This window comes from Citrobacter sp. SX206, assembly GCF_024181025.1.
Lineage (GTDB): Bacteria > Pseudomonadota > Gammaproteobacteria > Enterobacterales > Enterobacteriaceae > Citrobacter > Citrobacter youngae.
On sequence record NZ_CP049738.1, the window covers coordinates 215,413 to 237,524 of the forward strand.

The following is a 22,112-nucleotide window of genomic DNA, read 5'->3' on the forward strand; positions in this document are numbered from 1 at the left end:
TTGCAACGAGGTGTGAACAGAACCCGGTAACGGCTTATCTTCGTAATAGGCACAGGCTATTCTATCGATAGTTATCCCCCATCTAATTGCTTGATACTTATCAAAATAATAAATCCCCTACTTTCTATGATGGTTAAGTCTGATAAAGACTATGCACTCATTATTCTAATTTTTCTGGGTCACAATAACTCACAACGGTGAGGGTAAAATAATGAAAATCATTACCCGTCTTACCGCGATAGCCATAGCTGGCGTCGTGATTTGTTATTTTGGATTATCCGGTTATGTGTGGTATCACGATAATCAACGGAGTAAACAGGCAGATGTTCAGGCCTCTACGCTGGAAGAAAATAATAAAGTACTAGGGTTTTTACGCGAAAAAGGATGCGATTATTGTCACACGCCTTCAGCTGAATTACCTTTCTATTCTTCTTTTCCTGTCGCTAAGCAGTTGATGAATTACGATATTCAACTGGGATATAAATCCTTCAATCTTGAAGCCGTGCGTGCGGCACTGGTCGCGGATAAACCCGTTTCGCAAAGCGATCTGAATAAAATTGAATGGGTGATGCAGTACGACACCATGCCGCCAACGCGTTATACCGCGCTGCACTGGGCTGGCAAGGTAAGCGATACGGAGCGAGCAGAGATCCTGGGCTGGATTGCGAAACAGCGCGAGCAGTATTACGCCAGTAACGATACCGCCGCGCAGCATCGTAATGAGCCTGTGCAGCCGATACCGGAAAATATCCCGACCGATGCCCGCAAAGTGGCGCTGGGCTTTACGCTTTACCACGACCCGCGTATTTCCGGTGACAGCACGATTTCTTGCGCGCACTGCCACGCCCTGAACGCGGGCGGCGTGGATGGTCGCAAAACGTCAATCGGCGTAGGCGGCGCGGTTGGCCCTATCAATGCGCCGACGGTATTTAACTCGGTCTTCAACGTGGAACAATTCTGGGATGGTCGAGCACCAACATTGCAGGCGCAGGCAGGCGGCCCGCCGTTGAACCCTATCGAGATGGCGTCTAAATCCTGGGATGAAATTATTCAGAAACTGGATAAGGATCCGCAACTCAAACAAGAGTTTATCGCGGTTTATCCGCAGGGATTCAGCGGAGATAATATTACCGATGCGATTGCTGAGTTTGAGAAAACGTTAATTACGCCAAATTCGCCGTTTGATAAATGGCTACGCGGCGATGAAGCGGCGTTAACTGCCCAGCAGAAACATGGCTATCAGTTGTTTAAAGATAATAAGTGCGCGACCTGTCATGGCGGTATTATTTTAGGCGGACGCTCATTTGAGCCATTGGGTTTGAAAAAGGACTTTAATTTCGGCGAGGTCACTGCCGCAGATATTGGCCGCATGAACGTCACTAATGAATTACGTGACAAGCTGCGTCAAAAAGTCCCTGGCTTGCGTAATGTTGCGCTGACTGCACCTTATTTCCATCGCGGTGATGTGCCAACACTTGATGGTGCGGTAAAACTGATGCTGCGTTATCAGGTGGGTAAAGAACTGCCGCAGGAAGATATTGACGATATCGTGGCGTTCCTTGAGAGTCTGAACGGGGTGTATACGCCGTATATGCAGGGTAAATAGACTTTGCCCTGGTCCTGATTCGGACGTAAAAAAACCGACTTCACGTCGGTTTTTTTACGCTTCAGCCCGAGTTGGTGGCTCTGGCCGAAGTGAGATAGTTATCATCTAACGCTTCAATCCTATTACCTTAACGGTACTATTGCAAGAATGCGCTGGCAGTTACGATTAAAAGAACTGTATACTTATCCAGTTAGCTCTGTAACTTATCCCTTCCGGACGCGCGCTAAACGCTTTCTAAGTCCTGATCGGCGAAACGGGTGGTGCCGTTGGCCGATGCTCTGGCCGGGGTGAGATAGTTATCATCTAACAATGGAGCATGCCCCGTGACAGGCAATGGATGAGTAAGCGGGTGCATTCTCACTCCATCTGATGGAGAAAACGGGTGATTGATAAAGCAATCATCGTTCTGGGAGCGTTAATCGCGTTGCTGGAGCTGATCCGCTATCTGCTGCAACTTTTGAACTGATAGCGGAAACGTAACTAAGGGCAAAGAGCTAACCCCTCTTTGCCCTTTAACACTCATGAAGTGCAATTAACGCATGGTAACGAATTCTTCTGCCGCCGTCGGGTGAATCGCGACGGTGTTATCGAAGTCTTTCTTGGTTGCGCCCATTTTCAGTGCGACCGCGAAGCCTTGCAGCATTTCATCCATTCCAAAACCAATACCGTGAATACCGACAATCTTCTCTTCCGGACCGACGCAAACCAGCTTCATGCGGCACGGCTGACGATGTGAAGTGACAGCGGTATACATCGCGGTAAATGATGATTTATACACTTTCACCTGGTCATCGCCGTGCTGTTCACGAGCCTGCTGCTCGGTCAGGCCCACGGTGCCAATTGGCGGATGGCTGAAGACCACGGTCGGGATGTTGCTGTAGTCCAGATGTTCGTCCGGTTTGTTGTTAAACAGACGCTCGGACAGGCGACGGCCCGCGGCAACGGCAACCGGCGTCAGCTCAACGGCGCCGGTATTATCGCCGACGGCATAAATACCCGGCACGCTGGTGTTCTGATATTTATCAACGACGATGTAGCCTTTTTCGTTGGTTTTTACGCCAGTAACTGCCAGGTTGAAGTTATCGGTGGCTGGTTCACGACCAATTGCCCAAATCAGGCAATCTACCGTTTCGCTACGACCATCTTCCAGTTGCAGGGTCAGGCTGCCGTCAGCGTTTTTAACGACCGCTTTCGGAATCGCGTGAGTATGCAGAGTCGGGCCTTCGGCGTTCATCACCTCGACCAGCGTGTCGACGATCATCGGGTCGAAGCTGCGTAGCGGCGCGTGTTTACGCACGAACAGATGCGTTTGGGCACCCAGGCCGTTAATCACGCCTGCCAGCTCAACGGCGATGTAACCTGCGCCGACGACCGCAACGCGCTTCGGCAGCGCGGGCAGCTCAAAGAAGCCATCGGAGTCGATCCCGTATTCCACACCCGGAATGTTCGGATGGCTCGGGCGACCGCCGGTAGCAATCAAAATATGATCGGCAGTAATAGTTTCACCGTTCACTTCAATGGTTTTGGCATCCACAAAGCGGGCAAAACCTTTAATCACATCGACATTATTTTTGCCCAGCACATTGTCATACGAGGTATGAATACGATCGATATAAGCGGTACGCGTGGCGATCAGTTTATCCCAGTCGAACTTATTGATGGTGGTGTCGAAACCGTAATCCGGCCCGAACATGTGGATCGCTTCGCGAACCTGGGCGGCATGCCACATCACTTTCTTTGGTACGCAGCCCACGTTAACGCAGGTGCCGCCTAACTCTTTGGCTTCAATCAGTGCGCATTTCTGGCCGTACATTGCTGCACGGTTAATGGAGGCAATACCGCCGCTGCCGCCGCCAATAGCGATGTAATCATAGTGCTTGGTCATGACCGCTCCTTCATGTTCATTGTAGGGCGGAGAAGCGTTACGCCATCCGCCAAAATATTCGCGATTGTATACCTGATATTAAAAGGTTCCACCGATGGCTGCGATTACTCCGGCACGATCCAGCTTACCGAGGTATGACCGGTTCCTGCCGGAACCAGTTTGCTATGCAACCACGGCAGAACGTTGTTCATCTGCTGCTCCAGCTTCCACGGCGGGTTAATCACAATCATGCCAGACGCTGTCATACCGCGCTGATCGCTGTCCGGGCGCACCGCCAGTTCAATTTGCAGAATTTTGCGGATGCCGGTGTCTTCGAGATCGTGGATCATGCGCTTGATTTGTTGGCGCAGAACCACCGGATACCACAGCGCATAGGTGCCGGTCGCGAAACGCTTGTAGCCTTCGTTAATACCGGTGACCACCGCCTGATAGTCGCTTTTGATTTCGTAGGGTGGATCGATAAGGATCAGCCCACGACGTGAAACCGGTGGCAATTTTGCTTTCAGTTGCTGATAACCATCGGCTTTGGCCACGCGCGCGCGCTCATCTTTCTGGAATTCGCCGCGCAGCAGAGGAAAGTCGCTCGGGTGCAGTTCAGTTAACTGCAGGCTGTCCTGCTCACGCAACAACTGGCGGGCAATCAGCGGAGAGCCCGGGTAGTAGCGCAACTGACCGCTGCGGTTGAAGTGCTGCACCACGCCAATGTAGGGTTCCAGTTCGGCTGGCAAATCGTCCTGCTGCCAGATACGGGCGATCCCTTCCAGATATTCACCGGTACGTTCGGCATGCTCACTGCTCAGCTGATAACGGCCAGCGCCAGCATGGGTATCCAGATAGAGAAACGGTTTTTCTTTCTCTTTGAGCGACTCGATGATCAGGCTCTGGACGGTGTGTTTCAGGACGTCGGCGTGGTTGCCTGCGTGATAACTGTGGCGATAACTGAGCATGGGTAATGAAATTCCGCTGAAATGACGATTTGCCACAGTTTACAGCAGATCGGCACAGATTACCCGTAGGCCCGGTAAGCGCAGCACCACCGGGCGTCTTTCCGTCACGGTTAGCATTGAAATCCTCTACACTTAACCCCATTGTACAAATTAATATGCACAGCGCCGGATACGCGCTTCATTCACTCTTTTCAACAGGACCGCGCTAATGACCAATCCATTGCTGACTCCCTTCGAACTGCCGCCGTTTTCTAAAATTCAGCCTGAGCACGTTGTGCCTGCCGTCACTAAGGCGCTGAACGATTGCCGCGAAAACGTTGAACGCGTGGTTGCGCAGGGCGCGCCGTACACCTGGGAAAATCTCTGCCAGCCTCTGGCGGAAGTTGACGACGTACTGGGGCGTATTTTCTCTCCGGTCAGCCATCTGAACTCGGTGAAAAACAGCCCGGAACTGCGCGAAGCCTACGAACAAACGCTGCCACTGCTGTCTGAATACAGCACCTGGGTTGGACAACATGAAGGCCTGTACAAAGCGTACCGCGACCTGCGTGATGGCGATCATTACGCCACCCTGAACACCGCACAGAAAAAAGCGGTCGATAACGCGCTGCGCGATTTTGAGCTTTCTGGTATTGGTCTGCCGAAGGAAAAACAGCAGCGCTATGGTGAAATCGCCACGCGTCTGTCTGAGCTCGGCAACTTGTACAGCAATAACGTCCTTGATGCCACGATGGGCTGGACGAAGTTAGTCACCGATGAAGCCGAGCTGGCTGGTATGCCGGAAAGCGCGCTGGCTGCGGCGAAGGCTCAGGCGCAAGCCAAAGAGCAGGAAGGCTATCTGTTAACGCTGGATATCCCAAGCTACCTGCCGGTGATGACCTACTGTGACAACCAGGGGCTGCGTGAAGAGATGTATCGCGCTTACTCCACGCGCGCGTCTGACCAGGGGCCGAATGCGGGCAAATGGGACAACAGCCCGATAATGGAAGAGATCCTCGCGCTGCGCCACGAACTGGCACAGCTGCTGGGCTTTGAAAGCTACGCCTTTAAATCTCTGGCCACCAAAATGGCGGAAAACCCGCAGCAGGTCCTCGACTTCCTGACCGATCTGGCGAAACGCGCCCGTCCGCAGGGGGAGAAAGAGCTGGCTCAGCTGCGCGCCTTCGCGAAAGCGGAATTTGGTGTTGATGAGCTGCAGCCGTGGGATATCGCCTACTACAGCGAGAAACAAAAACAGCACCTCTACAGCATCAGCGACGAGCAGCTGCGCCCATATTTCCCGGAAAACAAAGCCGTTAACGGTCTGTTTGAAGTGGTTAAACGTATTTACGGCATTACCGCCAAAGAGCGCACCGATGTTGACGTCTGGCATCCGGAAGTTCGTTTCTTCGAGCTGTATGACGAAAATAACGCGCTGCGCGGCAGCTTCTACCTCGATCTCTACGCCCGTGAACATAAACGCGGCGGGGCGTGGATGGACGACTGCGTCGGCCAGATGCGTAAAAGTGACGGCACGTTGCAAAAACCGGTCGCCTACCTGACCTGTAACTTTAACCGTCCGGTGAACGGCAAACCTGCGCTGTTTACCCACGATGAAGTGATCACCCTGTTCCACGAGTTCGGCCACGGTCTGCATCATATGCTGACCCGTATCGAAACCGCGGGCGTTTCCGGTATTAACGGTGTGCCATGGGATGCGGTCGAACTGCCGAGCCAGTTTATGGAGAACTGGTGCTGGGAGCCACAAGCGCTGGCGTTTATCTCCGGTCACTTTGAGACCGGTGAACCGCTGCCGAAAGAATTGCTGGATAAAATGCTGGCAGCGAAAAACTACCAGGCGGCGCTGTTTATTCTGCGTCAACTGGAGTTCGGTCTGTTCGACTTCCGCCTGCACGCGGAGTTTAACCCACAGCAGGGGGCGAAAGTCCTTGAGACGCTGGCGGAAATCAAGAAACAGGTCGCCGTGGTGCCGGGCCCAGCGTGGGGCCGCTTCCCGCATGCCTTCAGCCATATTTTTGCAGGGGGCTACGCGGCGGGTTACTACAGCTATCTGTGGGCCGACGTGCTGGCGGCAGATGCCTTCTCTCGCTTTGAAGATGAAGGGATTTTCAACCGCGAAACCGGACAGTCGTTCCTCGATAACATCCTCACCCGTGGCGGTTCTGAAGAGCCTATGGCGCTGTTCAAACGCTTCCGTGGCCGTGAACCACAGCTGGATGCGATGCTTGAGCATTACGGGATTAAAGGCTGATTTACCCGTCATACTTCAAGCTGCCTCTTCGGCAACTGCGCTCACTCACCCTGGTCACGTACTATTTGTACGTTCCCAGGGATTCCTTCACTTGTTGTCTTGATGCAACTCGAATTATTTAGGGTAAAGCGGAATTGAAAATCTGCTTAATTGATGAAACAGGCGCCGGAGACGGCGCCTTATCTGTTCTGGCCGCCCGCTGGGGGCTGGAACACGATGAAGATAACCTGATGGCGCTGGTAATGACGCCGGAACACCTGGAGCTGCGCAAGCGTGATGAGCCGAAACTCGGCGGCATTTTCGTTGATTTTGTCGGCGGTGCGATGGCCCATCGGCGCAAATTTGGCGGTGGCCGCGGTGAAGCGGTGGCGAAGGCGGTCGGCATTAAAGGCGATTACCTGCCGGACGTGGTCGATGCGACCGCCGGGCTGGGACGCGATGCGTTTGTACTGGCCTCGGTGGGCTGCCATGTACGGATGCTGGAACGTAATCCGGTGGTGGCGGCGCTGCTCGACGATGGCCTGGCGCGCGGCTATGCCGACCCGGAAATTGGCCCGTGGTTGCAGGCGCGTTTGCAGTTGATTCACGCCTCAAGCCTGACGGCGTTAACGGATATCACCCCGCGCCCGCAGGTGGTGTACCTCGACCCGATGTTCCCACATAAGCAGAAAAGCGCGCTGGTGAAAAAAGAGATGCGCGTGTTTCAGTCGCTGGTGGGGCCAGACTTAGATGCCGATGGTTTGTTGGCGCCAGCACGTCAGCTGGCGACTAAACGTGTCGTGGTGAAGCGCCCGGATTACGCGCCGCCGCTCGCTGATGTGGCGACACCCAATGCGGTAGTCACGAAAGGGCATCGGTTTGATATTTATGCGGGAACGGCATAGGCCAGATGGTGAGCTATAGTGCCCGATGGCGCTGCGCTTATCAGGCCTACAGTTCGGTGCCGTTAGTAGGCCGGATAAGGCGGTAGCCGCATCCGGCGATTCGACTACACGAATGGAGCCAGCGGATCGGCAATCTCAAACGCTACCGCGCGGTCCGCCTTCGGCGGGTAAATCAGCTCACTGACAATAGATACCTTCAGCTTTTTCGCTTCTGCACGCGTCAGTTTCACCTGCTGATCCCATCCTTCGGTATACACCGCACCCCATGCGCCAAGATCCAGACAGGTGACGTAGTTTTCCTGACGGTACGGCAGTGGCGCAACGTTTAGCAAGCTGGCTGCCGCGTTATTTCCGGCAAATTTGCCCAGCAAAATAGCGTGCTGGCAGGTCATCAGCGCGTGATTACCTTTATCATCGGTGGCGGCGTAAGCCACATCGCCAGTGGCGTAGATATCATTGTGACCCACCACCTGCAGATTGGCATTTACATGCAGACGGCCCTGACGATCGCGCGGTGCGTTAATCTGTGCTGTCAGGCTATTAGCCTGAACGCCGACGGTCCAGATAACGGTCTGTGAGGCAATGGTCTGCCCATCTTTCAGCGTGACGCCGGACGCATCTACGCACTCTACTTCCGCATTGACCAGCCACTCGACGCCCAGTTCAGCGGAGGCTTCGATAATCACGTCACGTAATTCCTGGCTCCAGCGTCCGCCCGGCTGAGCGCCGCGTTCAACTACGACAACTCTGGTCTTAGCATCAGCGCCCAGTATTTCGCGCAAACGACCTGGTAATTCCAGCGCCATTTCAATGCCGGTAAAGCCGCCGCCGCAGACCACTACCGTATTGCGAGCCTCACTTTCCGGTTGTAATGCCAGATCGTTAATGTGCTGCTCCAGTACGGCGGCGCTCTCAAGTTGGTCGAGGTCGAATGCATGTTCGGCGGCACCGGCAACGATATCGCGGTTGACGTGGCTGCCGCTGGCAAGCACCAGACGGTCATAACGGCGCAGACGCACTTCACCGTTCTCGTCTTTCCAGCTCACCTCTTTAGAGTCCGGGAGGATCTGCTCGACGGTGCCGCGCAGGAATTTAACGCCGGTGACGTCGAACAGCGGCATCAGTGGCGAAACCAGCGTCTGAACGTGGCTTTCATAAAAACGCGGACGAACGCGCAGCTCCGGCTGTGGCGCAATCACCGTAATATCAACGGCCTGCTGGTGTTTGTCTGCCAGACGCGCGGCGCTTAGTGCTGCCCACATACCGGCAAAGCCGGCGCCCACGATCAGAATTTGTTTATGCATTGGTTTTTTCTCACTGGTGACTACGAATCATTTACTCGGATTTTATTTGTCGTAGTTAAGGATTGCAATGCGATCTTGATCCTTTTTTCAGTATTACGCCAGGGTGTTTTATTATCTGTTTGATAAATATCTATTTATATTTTTATGTTCATGCGGGGTTGCTCTGTTATCTGGAATGCCTTAGATGAAAAAGCTACAATAAACTCAGATTCATTTTGGCTGAGATAAAAAATGGCATTTTACAGTTCCGGGGTTGAGTACGGCATCCATAGCCTGATGTGTATGGTCGATAGCAAAGGCGACGCGCGGGATATGAGCGTGCGGGAAATTGCCGAACTACAAAGCGTGCCGTATGACTATCTGGCAAAAATCTTCACCCGTCTGTCGAAAGCAGGTCTGGTGCGCAGTATCGAGGGTAAGGGCGGCGGGTTCCAGTTGGCCAAACCCGCGGAAGACATCACTGTGCTGGATGTGGTCAATGCTATTGATGGCGATAAGCGTATTTTTGAATGTCGTGAAATTCGCCAGCGGTTGGCGGTATTTGAGGAGCATCCGCCCCAGTGGGCTTGTGAAGGCATTTGTGGTGTGCGTTCGGTAATGGACATGGCACAGCAGCGCATGGAAGAAGCGCTCGGCCAGCATACGATTCTGGACTTGGCGCGCAAAATGTACCGCAAAGCGCCAGATACCTTCGTGGTGGAAGTACAGGAGTGGATTGATGCTCGCAAAGGATAGCGAGTTAAAATGCCCGATAGCGCAAGGCGATCGGGCATATTGAATGTAGGCCGGATAAGGTAATAGCCGCCATCCGGCACTGAAGGTTATTGCTCGGTGCTCGGTGTATTAATCATGCGGTTCAGCCATGGCACCATAATCGCCATTACAACCGTTACCGCCAGGGTCACCAGGCCTATCTTACTGAACACGTTAGTATAAATAGGCAGCGTCTGGAGTGGGTCGGTAATGTTTTCCGGTACTGCGGTAAACGTTGCGACGTAACCCCCCATCAGGAAGGCTGCTGCCTGCGTCAGGAACCACATCCCAAGAATAAAGCCCATCAGGTGTTGTGGCACCAGCGCGGCGACCATAGCCAGCCCCAGGGCGCTAATCAGCAGTTCACCCAGGCTCTGGAACAGATACACCAGCACGATAAACCACGGCGACGTCAGCCCCTGAGCATCGGCAAACCACATCCCGGCTGCGGCGGCAGTCAGGAAGCCTAGTGAGCACAGGAACATGCCAAGCGTAAACTTCATCGGCATGGTCAGGTCTTTGCCTTTGTTTCCCAGACGGGTATAGATAGCGGCCAGCACCGGACTCGCCAGTACCACCCAGAACGGGTTCAGCGCCTGGAAGCTTACCGGGTTGATGGCGAAACCAAGAATTTCATGGTGCACGTTATTGATAGCAAAGAAGTTCAGCGAAGTTGGCATCTGCGCGTACAGCACGTAGAACACCACCGCTTCCAGCATCAGGATAAAGGCCACGAACATCTTGTTGCGCCCGGTTTTATCCAGTTTGAATGCCTGGCGGAAGAAGATGATAGTTACGGCAATCGACAGGACGATCAGCACCAGGTTGGCAACCTGTACATTGTGCATCAGCCAGGCGCAGATAAAGACCATCACAACCGTACCGGCCAGCACATAGAGCAGGTTACGGAAATTCAGCGGCTTATGGTCCGGCTCTGAACCGATATTCTTCACCATGCCACGACAGGCAAAGTAGACCAGTAGTGCAACGATAAGCCCGGCTCCGCACAGGTTGTAGGTCACTGCGTAGCCAAACTTATCGGCAATCACCGGCGCCAGTGACAGTGACAACAGCGAACCGATGTTAATCGACATATAAAACAGGGTGAAAGCACCGTCCAGACGGGCGTCTTTCGGCGGATAGCATTTTGACAGCAGGCTTGCCGGGTTGGCTTTAAACAGCCCGTTACCGACGGCAATGGTACCCAAAGCAATAAAAATCAGGTCGGGCTTAAGCAGTGACATCCCGGTCATGAAGTAGCCGATCGCCAGCACAATGGCGCCGAGTACCAGCGTGCGTTTGGTCCCTAAGAGATGGTCGCCGACGTAGCCGCCGATGGATATCAGGCCGTATACCAATGCCGCAAACGCGCCAAAGGTGACAAATGCCTGTTCCTGAGAAAATCCGAGTTGCTTAACAAAAAATACCGCCAGGATGCCCTGAACGCCGTAATAGCCAAATCGTTCCCATAATTCCACAAAGAAGATCATGAAGAACGGACGAGGTTGCTGCAGCAAGCCCGTAGGTGCAGTAGTATTCATATTCCTTCGCCTTTCAAAGCCATCCCGAAAAGTATGAACGCGTATGCTTAAACGCGCCGAAAAAGTCTTATTTTGTTATAGACTGCGGCGATTAGCCGTAAGGGTAGATTATTATAGAGATAGTTTTCGATCCAATTAGTTGATCACACTAATTATGATTTATTTGTTGGATTGATGTACTAATTGTGTCTGAATGATAAAAACAAAAACGCCCGCGCAGGCGGGCGTTTACAGGCTTAACGACTTGCAGCGCGCCGGGTTATCTCCCGACGGCCAGCGTTTTATGCTTCTTCGTCGTCACGCAGCGGAACAATCAACATGTCGACGTGAACAGTGTTGATCAGTTGACGCGCGGAGGACATCAGTTTGCTCCAGAAATCCTGGTGATGACCACAAACGACCAGATCCATGTCGTATTTTTTGATGGCATCAACCAGAACCTGACCCAGGTCGCCGCTACCGCTCAGGGTTTCGGTGATAGGGTAGCCTGCGTTGGTGGACAGCTCGGTTAACGCGTGGTGGGTTTCTTCAGAAATGCGTTTCTGCATGTCGCCCAGATTCACGTCGATTAGCCCGGTGTACAGGTCGGAATAGTTTACGTCAACGTGGATAAGGGAGACTTTCGCATTGTAAGGCCGTGCCATAGAGACCGCTTTTTCAACCAGAACTTTGCTTTCTGGAGAAAGATCAACCGCGATAAGAATGTGTTTATAAGCCATAGTGTTACTCCTTCCATAAGTTGTCGATGACTAGCCTGCTGGCGTTCATTTGCCGCCGCGTCATCCGCGTCCTGCGAACTTTATGCGCGGGGCTAGCCCAGTCGTAAAAACGTACCTTTTAAGGACTATCCTTACATTATAGCGACCGGGATAATCCGTCAATCCGCCTTGCTTGCCAAGTAGTTAAACAAATTTTTTAGTTAATTGCATTGATAGTGATTAACCTTCTGGCAAAAAAATTAACTAATCTCCTACACTATTTAGAGAGGCGCTCGGATGCGTGACACTAACACGAGCGGTTTCGGTTGTACTCTTCACTGAATGGTTTGGCAGGGTATCGGGGAGCGGTAGTCCCGGAAAGGCGTTCCGTGGGCGGGTCGCCGGGGAGGAGATATGATAAGCACCATTGCGTTATTCTGGGCTTTATGTGTCGTTTGCATTGTTAATATGGCGCGTTATTTTTCTTCGCTACGCGCACTGTTAGTGGTACTTCGTGGTTGCGATCCATTACTTTACCAGTATGTCGATGGGGGCGGCTTTTTTACCTCGCATGGGCAACCTAACAAGCAGATGCGTCTGGTGTGGTATATCTACGCTCAGCGTTACCGCGATCATCATGATGATGAGTTTATTCGCCGCTGTGAGCGGGTTCGCGGCCAGTTCATTCTCACCAGCGCGCTATGCGGCCTGGTGCTGATCAGCATGGTTGCGCTGATTATCTGGCACTGATGCCAACGACAGATATAAAAAAAGCGGGTCAGTTTCCTGACCCGCTTTTTTACTGTGCATGCATTTAGATTAACTTCAGGGAGAGCCAGTACAGGACCCCGGAAAGGATAATCGCTGCTGGCAGGGTGAAGACCCAGGCCATCAGAATGCTGGTTACCGTTTTACGCTGCAAACCGCCACCGTCAACAACCATCGTCCCTGCAACAGAAGAGGAGAGAACGTGAGTGGTGGAAACAGGCATACCGGTGTAACTGGCGAGACCGATAGAGACTGCGGCAGTCATCTGTGCCGACATCCCCTGAGCATAGGTCATGCCTTTCTTACCGATTTTCTCACCAATAGTGGTCGCCACGCGACGCCAGCCAATCATCGTACCGCAGCCCAGAGCCAGAGCAACAGCCATGATAATCCAGACGGGTGCGTACTCAATGGTGCTCAGCATGTCGGTTTTCAGTTTCTTCAGCAGTCGCTGATCGTCGCTGCTTACGCCAGGCAGTTTCACGACTTTATCGGTGGTATCAGAGATGCACAGCATAATGCGACGCAGCTGGCTACGCTGCTCAACGCTTAACTTGTCGTAGGTTTCCAGGTTCGCCAGCATACCTTTTGCACGCTCAAGCGCGTTGATGGTATTTGCCGGGTGACAATGGAACTCTGCCGGTGTTGTTGTCGCCGTTTCCGTCGGAGACGGAACCAACTGATCAACGCCGGTCGCCTGTTTGAGCAGATCAGGACGCTGCTGGAAGTAGGTTTCGACGTTATTGATAGCATCACGGGTACGCGTAATTTCGTAACCAGAAGCATTCATATTCACCACGAAGCCTGCAGGCGCTACGCCAATCAGTACCAGCATTACCAGACCAATACCTTTCTGCCCATCGTTAGCGCCATGAGAAAACGCCACACCGATAGCGGAGAGGATCAGCGCGATACGCGTCCAGAACGGCGGCTTTTTCTTACCGTCTTTCTTTTCACGCTCTGCTGGCGTCAGGTGAATACGTGCCCGCTTCTTGGTGCCGTTCCAGTAACGACGCAGCAAGAAGATCAGACCGCCAGCGAACACCAGGCCGACAATAGGGGAAATGATCAGCGAACCGAAAATATTGAGCACTTTCGGGATGTTAAGTGCATCCACCACTGAAGTCCCGTTCATCAACGCATTGGTTAAACCAATACCAATGATCGCGCCAATCAGCGTGTGGGAGCTGGATGCAGGCAGACCAAAGTACCAGGTACCGAGGTTCCAGATAATTGCCGCCAGTAGCATGGAGAACACCATGGCGAGGCCATGTGAAGAACCCATGTTGAGCAGCAGATCCGTTGGTAGCATATGCACGATGGCATAAGCTACGCTGAGACCACCCAGCAAAACACCAAAGAAGTTGAACAACGCAGCCATGACCACCGCCAATTGCGAACGCATTGCACGGGTATAGATCACGGTTGCAACAGCATTGGCTGTATCGTGGAAGCCGTTAATTGCTTCGTAGAACAGCACAAAAGCCAGAGCAAGCAATAATAAAAGCCCGGTATGTAAATCCAGGCCAGCAAACAAATGTAGCATAGGACGTTACGCCATTTTGAGGACATGAACGCGGCGCATTATCAGTGACTTTGGCGGCGCGGGCAAAGTGAAATATAGAGTTTTTTTGATTTGTCTCCTGCTTTGTTTTACACCACTAAAGAATTATCCTATAGAATTCAGGTAAATACCTATTATTGATAGTTTGGTGCTGGTGCGACCACTGAGGAATCTTTACAATTCACGCCCGCTTTTTAGAGAGGATCGCAACGTGGAAAGGTTTGATACCGTTATTATAGGCGCTGGCGCAGCGGGTATGTTCTGTGCCGCGCAGGCAGGGCAAGCAGGCAGTCAAGTACTGCTGATTGATAATGGTAAAAAGCCTGGACGTAAGATCCTCATGTCCGGCGGAGGGCGCTGTAACTTTACCAATCTTTATGTGGAACCGGCTGCATATTTGAGTCAAAACCCGCATTTTTGCAAATCGGCGCTGGCTCGCTATACGCAGTGGGACTTTATCGATTTGGTGGGTAAACACGGCATTGCCTGGCATGAAAAAACGCTCGGCCAGCTGTTCTGCGATGATTCGGCCCAACAAATCGTCGATATGCTGGTGGCCGAATGCGAAAAAGGTAACGTTACGATGCGTTTACGTAGCGAAGTCCTGAGCGTCGCACAGGATGATGATGGCTTCATTCTGGAACTGAACGGGATGACGGTCGGTGCGAAGAAATTGGTTATTGCCTCCGGTGGGCTTTCCATGCCGGGTCTGGGAGCAACGCCGTTTGGTTATAAAATTGCCGAACAGTTTGGTCTGAAGGTTCTGCCGACCCGTGCCGGTTTGGTGCCTTTCACGCTGCATAAGCCACTGTTGGAGCAGCTTCAGGTACTCTCAGGCGTGTCTGTTCCTTCCGTTATCACCGCTGAAGACGGCACCGTATTTCGTGAAAACCTGCTCTTTACGCACCGTGGGCTTTCAGGCCCGGCCGTTTTGCAAATTTCCAGTTTTTGGCAGCCCGGCGAATTTGTCAGCATTAATTTGTTGCCGGATGTTGACCTTGCGAGCTTCCTCGATGAACAACGAAGCGCACATCCAAATCAGAGCTTAAAGAACACGTTAGCGATGCAGTTGCCGAAACGTCTGGTGGAATGCCTGCAGCAATTAGGGCAAATCCCGGATGTGACGCTGAAACAACTTAACGTGCGCGATCAGCAATCGCTGGTCGAAACGCTGACCGAATGGCGGGTGCAGCCGAACGGTACCGAAGGGTATCGCACAGCGGAAGTCACGCTGGGAGGCGTGGATACCAACGAACTGTCTTCGCGCACGATGGAAGCCCGCAAAGTGCCAGGGCTGTACTTTATTGGTGAAGTGATGGATGTCACCGGCTGGTTGGGTGGGTATAACTTCCAGTGGGCGTGGTCGAGCGCCTGGGCATGTGCACAGGATTTGGTGTCTGAATAAGTGAAAGACTCTGTCTGCACATAATAAGAAAAAATATCATAGTGATGTGTGATACATGAACTGACTCTGACGTGCGTTTCTTAACTCCAGGAATGATATGATAAATCAGTTAAAAATCGCACAGATAAGAGAACGGGAGACACATGGTTATTCCTGAGGTAAAACAGGAGCGGCTCTATCAAAAGATAGCCAATCTCATCATTAAGCTCATCAATGATGGTATTTTTCCGCCGGGAAGCTTCTTACCACCCGAACGTGAGCTGGCGAAGCAACTCGGTGTAAGTCGCGCATCGCTCAGAGAAGCGCTGATTGTGCTGGAGATTTCCGGATGGATCACCATCCAGTCAGGTAATGGTGTGATTGTTGCTGATAAAAAGCATTCCACCAGTGATTATACGATTGAAGAAATCCTCTATTCGCGTGAGTTGGTCGACAGCCATTGTGCGCGCCTTGCTGCTCAGGCCGGGAAAGAAGATCTAATTAGCCAGCTTGAAGCACTGCATCTCAGCATGGAAAAGGCCATTAGCGAAAACAATGTGCATGGTTTTTATTCCCTCGATAAGCAATTCCATCTAACAGTATCAGAAGCCAGCCAGAACCGCGTACTGCTTGATATGTCGCGAATGCTGTGGGAGCAGCGCGTTAACATCCCGTATGCCGGACTGGACAAACGTTCCGGCAATCGGGATGTATTAACCAGCATGAATACACAGCATAAAGCGATTGTGGATGCGATCCGCCAGGCTGATGCTGACGGTGCTTACCAAAAATCGCTGGAACATCTGGCCTATGTCAGACAGATCGTGGGTCTTTAATAACACCACGCTATTGGCTCAGAGCGGCTACCGCTGCACGTGCGCCTACGCTGTGCAATTGCTGACAGGCAGCGGTTACGCGTTCGATAAAGTCTGTGTTCTCGCAAAGGTCTCGCCCAAAGATAGTGTCAATTGCTAACAGCGCCCGGACACGTTCTTCTATTGATGGATACTGTTGATAAATAGCCTGATACTGTGCTGACAGCGGATCTATCACCTCAATCGGATGACCTTGTTCATCCACACCGCTGATGTAGCGCATCCAACCGGCGACTCCCAACATCAGATGGCGAGCATCTTCGCCTTTTTTCAGATGGAGTCGAATGGGGTCCAGCAAGCGTTGTGGTAGTTTCTGGCTGCCATCCATCGCAATTTGCCAGGTTCGGTGCTTCAGTGATGGATTAGTAAAGCGCGCAATCAGCAGCTCTGCATAAGCCGCAAGGTCTGTTCCTTCCGGCATTGACAGTGTCGGCGCTTGTTCATTGAGCATCAAAGCACGCGCAGCGTTGCGATACGCCGGGTTGGTCATCGTATCGGCAATCGTTTCATAACCGCCCAGATAACCAAGGTAGGCCAGGAAAGAGTGGCTGCCGTTGAGCATGCGTAACTTCATCATCTCAAATGGCACCACATCTGCTACAAACTGTACGCCCACGCGATCCCAGTCCGGGCGTCCATTGACAAAGTTATCTTCAATCACCCACTGACGGAACGGCTCACAGGCAATGGCACAGGGATCATCTACCCCCAGCTGTTCTGCGATTTGCGCTAACGTCTCTTCTGTCGCTGCCGGAACGATGCGGTCTACCATCGTGCATGGGAACGTTGCCTGTTCGGCAATCCACTCAGCCAGTTGCGGATCGCGCTCGGCGGCTAAACCCAGGACAGCGGTTTTTGCGACGTGGCCATTTTCTCGTACGTTATCGCAGGACAGCACAGTAAAAGCCTTCAATCCCTGCTGACGGCGTAGCGCGAGGGCTTCGACGATATAACCCATTGCTGATTTGGGGGACTGTGGGTGAGCAATGTCGTGCTGGATAAACGGATGATTCAGATCCAGCTCGCCGCTGGCGGCATCTGTGCAATATCCTTTTTCGGTGATGGTCAGCGAAACGATGGCCGTTTCGGGACGTGCCATTGCGTGGATAATGGCTTCACAGCCGTCAAATTCAGGATGCAGCGCTTCTTTCATCGCGCCAATGATTTTAAGCTCTGTCGTTTGTGCTCCGCGCTCGGCAACGGTGTACAGCAGATCCTGCGCCTTCAGGTTTTGAATCAGTGTGGCATCGTTTCCGGGCATCAGGTTGACCTCACAGATACCCCAGTCGCTGTCACTGCTTTCCAGCAAATGATGTGTATAGAGCGCCTGATGAGCGCGGTGAAAAGCGCCGCAACCAAGATGTACGATGCGCGAAACGAGGCGTGAACGATCCCAGCGTGGTCGTGGGGTGGAAATCTGGGCGGTGGCGAGATTCTTGTCCATGACAAACTCCTGTCATTGATGATCTTCTTTGATAATGCGCTATCAAAGACCGGTCCTGACTGAAAGTGAAAAACCGCATGGCAGGGATACCATGCGGCAATGTGGTTACTGATTGAAGAAGGCGCGTTGGATAGCCAGTTCAACGCCGCGTACTTCAGCCAGGCCCTTAAGGCGACCAATAGCGGAATACCCTGGGTTGGTTTTCTTTTTCAGATCATCAAGCATTTGATGACCATGGTCTGGTCGCATGGGGATAAGTGAGGCGTTGCCTTCAGCTTTACGTCGCTGTTCTTCTTCGACTATCGCTTTCACTACGCTGTACATATCGACATCCCCGGAGAGATGTGCCGCCTCATGGAAGGTTTTGGGATTCTCTTCACGTTGTGTGGAACGCAGGTGCGTAAAGTAAATCCGTGGGCCGAACTGTTTGATCATATCAACCAGATCGTTGTCTGCGCGTACGCCGTAAGAGCCTGTACACATCGTAAAACCGTTGGCTGTACTGTTTACGGTATCCACCATCCACTGCATATCTTCTACAGTAGAAACGATGCGCGGCAGGCCAAGAATTGGGCGCGGTGGATCGTCCGGATGAACCGCCATACGTACACCCACTTCTTCCGCTACCGGAATAATGGCTTTCAGGAACCAGGCGAAATTTTCCCGTAAGGCCGCTTTGTCGATATCTTTATAGGTTGCAAGGTGGCTACGGAATTGGTCCAGCGTATAGCCTTCCTCAGCACCTGGCAGACCTGCAATGATATTTCGCGTCAGCCGAGCTTTGTCCTCTTCGCTCATATTCACAAAACGCTGGTGCGCCTGTGCAATTTCCTCTGCGCTGTAGTCCGCTTCCGCACCGGGACGCTTGAGGATATGCAGTTCAAAGGCGGCAAACTCAATCTGGTCAAAGCGCAGAGCCTTTGAACCGTCGGGTAGCACATATTCCAGGTCGGTACGGGTCCAGTCCAGAACCGGCATGAAGTTGTAGCATACGGTAAAGATGCCGCATTGGGCGAGATTACGCAGCGTCTGCTGGTAATTCTTGATCCACAGATCGTACTGGCCCGTGTGGGTCTTGATGTCTTCATGGATCGGCACGCTTTCCACGACCGACCAGACCAGACCGGCTTTTTCCACGATCGCTTTGCGTTTGAGAATTTCTTCTACGGACCAGACTTCACCGTTTGGAATATGGTGCAGCGCAGTTACCACACCCGTTGCACCGGCTTGACGAACATCGGACAACGACACGGGATCATTCGGGCCATACCAACGCCAGGTTTGTTCCATCGCTTTATCTCCTGGAAAAATTAATGAAAGGTCACATTGATCTTCAGATAGCGTTCCGGGTATTGATCGAGTTCCTTCACGGCGTCAGGCACATCATCAATATTCACCACCTTGCTGACGACATCCGCAGGATTAATGTTCAGCGTAGCCAGCATCTGTAACGCTTCTTCGAATTCGCCAGCACTGGTACGTGATCCGCGCAGATCCAACTCTTTAAACGTGATCAGGTTAGTGGGTAACGATGTCTCCTGTTTTGGCCAGCCGGTGAAAGCAATACGACCCGCAAACGAAGCAAGATCCAGCGTTTCGCGAATTGCACTGTTGGCACCAGATGCTTCGACGACAACCTGTGCCATCGTCCCCTGTGTGATATCTTTTATCGCCTCAACAACCTGGGTGTTCGACGGATTGATGACGTAAGGCACGCCCAGCGATTTTGCGTACTGAAGTCGTTCGTCCACGATATCGATCAGAATTGGCGTCGCACCGTAGCGCAATGCGCTCAATGCTGCCATCAGACCAATCGCACCGGCTCCAATAATGGCGATATGCTCCCCGGCCGTCAGTTTGGCGCGATGTAGCGCATGCAGTGCGATAGTCAGTGGTTCAGCCAACGGAGCCATCTCAGTGGCGACGTCATCCGGGATTTTGTGAATCAAATGCGCGGGGTGAGCAACCACCTCCTGCATCGCACCATCAATATGTACGCCAATTACCTTCAGGTTTTCACAGCAATTTGTTCTCCCCACTGAACAGGGGTAGCAATGGCCACAATAAATATAAGGATCAACAATAACGCGGTCACCTTCCTTAATATTTGCTGGCATGCCATTGCCTTGTTTAATAACAATACCAGTGACTTCATGTCCAATAATACGTGGATAGGTCACCAGGGGATTAGTGCCGCGAAATGCACCTATATCAGAGCCACATATTCCAGCAGCATCAACTTTTATTAATACTTCATTATCTTTCTTTTCTGGATAATCAACCCAACGGGTTTCAATTTCACCAGGTTTATTGATGTAGACAGCTTTGACTTTCATTTGTTTTTAATCCTTTATTTTTGACAAATACGAATACCAGACAGCTGGAAACAATCGCAATAGCACCAGCCAGATAGAATGCGTAATCATATTTACCGCTGAACTGAACAATAAATCCGGTGACCAGAGGGCCAATGATTCCGGAGATATTTGCCAGCCCATGCATGGCGCCACCGACGCTACCCACTTTATCTTTGTGTACGACATCCTGAATAACTGCCCAATAAATAGGTCCAGTTAAATACAACAGGAATAACGAGACTGACATCAATCCAACGGCACTGCCGATAGTGGTAACTGTTCCAGAAACCGCTACACAGATTGCCGCTCCAGCCAGGCAAACACCGAGAATGAGACGGCGAGAAAGCAGGGCATTGCCCGTTACCCGATAGATAAAGTCAGAGCATACGCCACCCAATACCATGCCGATTGCACCAATCACCCAGGGGATCACCGTTGCAATACTGATTTCTTTAATATCAAGGTGTAGCGAGTGGTTCAGATAGCTTGGGAACCAGGTCAGGAAGAAAAAGAGTATGTAGTTATAGCTGAAGAAGGCCAGCGTCGTTGCCCACACCATCGGCTGCTTCATGTAGTAGCCGAGAGAAGGCATCGCTTTACCGTCATCCGCTAAAATGATGTCATCATGGTTTTCAAAATCGACACGTTCTTCCGGGGCGAGGTGTTTACTTTTTGAGGGTTTATCACTGGCAATGAAATACCAAAGTAATACCCAGGCTAAACCAAACAGGAAAATAATACCGAACGCCGGACGCCAGCCTAATGAAAGAGCCAGCAGGCCAACTACCGGACCGGAAATTGCGCCACCCAACGGCGAGCCAGCGCTGAAAATACCGATGGCAGTGGCAGATTCTTTACGCGAAATCCAGTTATTGATAATTTTATTACCTGCAGCACTGACCGGCCCTTCAGCCATGCCGAATAATACGCGGACAGCCAGCATAGTCCATAATCCAGTAACCAGACTGGTCATCCCACAAAATACTGACCAGAGTAACGCGGCGACCAGAAATACTGTTTTGGGACCAAATCGGTCACTGGCCCAGCCACCGATAAAGTTAAACAGTGCATAACCAACAAAGAATGCGCTGAATATCATACCCATCTCAGCAGCATTGAATCCTAATTCCTTTTCGATGAGTGGAGCGGTGATCGACAATGCTGAACGATCCATATAGTTAAGCATGTAAACTATAAAAAGAAGAAAAACGATAAGCCATCCCATTGTTTTTCTTTTCATGATATATCCTCTTATTGTGGTCTAGCGGCCTGACCACAATATTTAAAACCTATTTTAAGATCACCATTCTTTTGATGCGAATGTGATCAACATAACGAAAAATTAGTGCTTTAAATAATCACGATCAAATGTGTGTTAGCGTATATTTATGAATTTTAAGGTTTTTGTTGTGAGCGGTAAAATTTAGGATAAAAGCGAACTTGGTATTCAACACCTATTTTGGATGGATATTGCAATAGCGTCGTACAGGGAGAACGGCGAACGTTCAGCGCAAATCAGGCGGCTACGTACAGTCACAGTGGTATCCCACCCGCTGAGAACAGAAAAATGGCTCATAACGACCTCATTTTGTAATTATTCATTAACATTTGGGCTACATGTCACAGAATCAACGACGAGACTAAAAGTCGCTTTGACACGCTTTGGGTTACCTTCTAGAGTGGAAAAATACAGATTTTAGATAAGAGACTATCTGTGAAATTAAGATGGTCTCTTATTGCATTTTTTTAGCTAATGGCGACCTTCTTCCGAATATTATGAAGGGGAAAGCCATGTCCGCATGTTCATTCTCAAATCCGATAAAAATCCGCGGTGTAGATGATGTCATTAAT

19 protein-coding genes are annotated in these 22,112 nt (G+C 51.5%); 8 read left to right on the forward strand and 11 right to left on the reverse strand.

All coding sequences use genetic code 11. The features are described from left to right. Nucleotides 1–211: 211 nt before the first annotated feature. Nucleotides 212–1,606, forward strand: a complete 1,395-nt coding sequence (locus tag G8S19_RS01025; protein ID WP_061066775.1) for a cytochrome-c peroxidase — start codon at nucleotides 212–214, stop codon at nucleotides 1,604–1,606. Between the two features lie 223 nt (nucleotides 1,607–1,829). Here the strand turns inward: G8S19_RS01025 and G8S19_RS22420 are convergent, their stop codons facing one another. Beyond that, the gene (locus G8S19_RS22420; RefSeq protein WP_005122496.1) at nucleotides 1,830–1,961 is read right to left on the reverse strand and encodes a hypothetical protein; all 132 of its coding nucleotides are present in this window, start codon (nucleotides 1,959–1,961) and stop codon (nucleotides 1,830–1,832) included. A gap of 27 nt (nucleotides 1,962–1,988) precedes the next feature. Between G8S19_RS22420 and dinQ the strand changes: the two genes are divergently transcribed. Beyond that, the gene (gene dinQ / locus G8S19_RS01030; RefSeq protein WP_003837776.1) at nucleotides 1,989–2,072 is read left to right on the forward strand and encodes a damage-inducible type I toxin DinQ; all 84 of its coding nucleotides are present in this window, start codon (nucleotides 1,989–1,991) and stop codon (nucleotides 2,070–2,072) included. A 66-nt stretch (nucleotides 2,073–2,138) separates the two neighbouring features. Here dinQ and gorA read toward each other — a convergent pair whose 3' ends face one another. Further along, on the reverse strand, nucleotides 2,139–3,491 hold the full coding sequence (gorA, locus tag G8S19_RS01035) for a glutathione-disulfide reductase (protein ID WP_253685955.1): 1,353 nt from the start codon (nucleotides 3,489–3,491) through the stop codon (nucleotides 2,139–2,141). 104 nt (nucleotides 3,492–3,595) lie between these two features. Further along, entirely contained in the window at nucleotides 3,596–4,438 is an 843-nt protein-coding gene (locus G8S19_RS01040) for a 23S rRNA (adenine(2030)-N(6))-methyltransferase RlmJ (RefSeq protein ID WP_003023347.1), read from the reverse strand. 208 nt (nucleotides 4,439–4,646) lie between these two features. On the opposite strand from G8S19_RS01040, the gene prlC reads away from it, so the two are divergent. Continuing rightward, nucleotides 4,647–6,689 (forward strand): oligopeptidase A, encoded by a 2,043-nt coding sequence (gene prlC / locus G8S19_RS01045; RefSeq protein WP_199969594.1) that lies wholly within the window; start codon nucleotides 4,647–4,649, stop codon nucleotides 6,687–6,689. A gap of 134 nt (nucleotides 6,690–6,823) precedes the next feature. Beyond that, nucleotides 6,824–7,573: a 16S rRNA (guanine(1516)-N(2))-methyltransferase RsmJ gene (rsmJ, locus tag G8S19_RS01050; RefSeq protein WP_101742792.1), complete on the forward strand. Its 750-nt coding sequence runs from the start codon at nucleotides 6,824–6,826 to the stop codon at nucleotides 7,571–7,573. Nucleotides 7,574–7,677: 104 nt separating this feature from the next. Here the strand turns inward: rsmJ and G8S19_RS01055 are convergent, their stop codons facing one another. After that, nucleotides 7,678–8,877 (reverse strand): NAD(P)/FAD-dependent oxidoreductase, encoded by a 1,200-nt coding sequence (locus tag G8S19_RS01055; RefSeq protein WP_253685957.1) that lies wholly within the window; start codon nucleotides 8,875–8,877, stop codon nucleotides 7,678–7,680. A 231-nt stretch (nucleotides 8,878–9,108) separates the two neighbouring features. Here G8S19_RS01055 and G8S19_RS01060 point away from each other — a divergent pair, with 231 nt between their 5' ends. Beyond that, the gene (locus G8S19_RS01060) at nucleotides 9,109–9,612 is read left to right on the forward strand and encodes an Rrf2 family transcriptional regulator (RefSeq protein WP_048213629.1); all 504 of its coding nucleotides are present in this window, start codon (nucleotides 9,109–9,111) and stop codon (nucleotides 9,610–9,612) included. Nucleotides 9,613–9,698: 86 nt separating this feature from the next. Here the strand turns inward: G8S19_RS01060 and dtpB are convergent, their stop codons facing one another. Continuing rightward, the gene (dtpB, locus tag G8S19_RS01065) at nucleotides 9,699–11,171 is read right to left on the reverse strand and encodes a dipeptide/tripeptide permease DtpB (RefSeq protein ID WP_048213628.1); all 1,473 of its coding nucleotides are present in this window, start codon (nucleotides 11,169–11,171) and stop codon (nucleotides 9,699–9,701) included. Nucleotides 11,172–11,452: 281 nt separating this feature from the next. Beyond that, nucleotides 11,453–11,890: a universal stress protein UspA gene (gene uspA, locus G8S19_RS01070; protein WP_003023368.1), complete on the reverse strand. Its 438-nt coding sequence runs from the start codon at nucleotides 11,888–11,890 to the stop codon at nucleotides 11,453–11,455. Nucleotides 11,891–12,283: 393 nt separating this feature from the next. Between uspA and uspB the strand changes: the two genes are divergently transcribed. After that, nucleotides 12,284–12,619: a universal stress protein UspB gene (gene uspB, locus G8S19_RS01075; protein WP_003023371.1), complete on the forward strand. Its 336-nt coding sequence runs from the start codon at nucleotides 12,284–12,286 to the stop codon at nucleotides 12,617–12,619. A 64-nt stretch (nucleotides 12,620–12,683) separates the two neighbouring features. Here the strand turns inward: uspB and pitA are convergent, their stop codons facing one another. Continuing rightward, entirely contained in the window at nucleotides 12,684–14,183 is a 1,500-nt protein-coding gene (gene pitA / locus G8S19_RS01080; RefSeq protein WP_048213627.1) for an inorganic phosphate transporter PitA, read from the reverse strand. 229 nt (nucleotides 14,184–14,412) lie between these two features. Here pitA and G8S19_RS01085 point away from each other — a divergent pair, with 229 nt between their 5' ends. Further along, on the forward strand, nucleotides 14,413–15,606 hold the full coding sequence (locus G8S19_RS01085; protein ID WP_115642721.1) for an NAD(P)/FAD-dependent oxidoreductase: 1,194 nt from the start codon (nucleotides 14,413–14,415) through the stop codon (nucleotides 15,604–15,606). Between the two features lie 143 nt (nucleotides 15,607–15,749). Then, nucleotides 15,750–16,421, forward strand: coding sequence for a FadR/GntR family transcriptional regulator (locus G8S19_RS01090; protein ID WP_048213623.1), 672 nt, complete (start codon nucleotides 15,750–15,752; stop codon nucleotides 16,419–16,421). A 10-nt stretch (nucleotides 16,422–16,431) separates the two neighbouring features. On the opposite strand, the gene G8S19_RS01095 is transcribed toward G8S19_RS01090, so the two are convergent. The 4 genes from G8S19_RS01095 to G8S19_RS01110 form a co-directional block, all read right to left on the reverse strand. Then, nucleotides 16,432–17,904, reverse strand: a complete 1,473-nt coding sequence (locus tag G8S19_RS01095; RefSeq protein WP_048213622.1) for a fructuronate reductase — start codon at nucleotides 17,902–17,904, stop codon at nucleotides 16,432–16,434. A 105-nt stretch (nucleotides 17,905–18,009) separates the two neighbouring features. Next, nucleotides 18,010–19,194 carry a mannonate dehydratase gene (gene uxuA / locus G8S19_RS01100; RefSeq protein WP_048213621.1) on the reverse strand — a complete coding sequence of 395 codons (1,185 nt, stop codon included), beginning with the start codon at nucleotides 19,192–19,194 and terminating at the stop codon, nucleotides 18,010–18,012. A gap of 20 nt (nucleotides 19,195–19,214) precedes the next feature. Further along, a complete protein-coding gene (locus G8S19_RS01105) occupies nucleotides 19,215–20,240 on the reverse strand; it encodes a zinc-binding dehydrogenase (RefSeq protein ID WP_101742790.1) in 1,026 nt (341 codons plus the stop codon). Beyond that, complete coding sequence (locus G8S19_RS01110) at nucleotides 20,212–21,501, reverse strand: MFS transporter (RefSeq protein ID WP_048213619.1); 1,290 nt, start codon at nucleotides 21,499–21,501, stop codon at nucleotides 20,212–20,214. Before G8S19_RS01110 ends, G8S19_RS01105 begins: the two co-directional genes overlap by 29 nt. Nucleotides 21,502–22,112 lie beyond the last annotated feature (611 nt).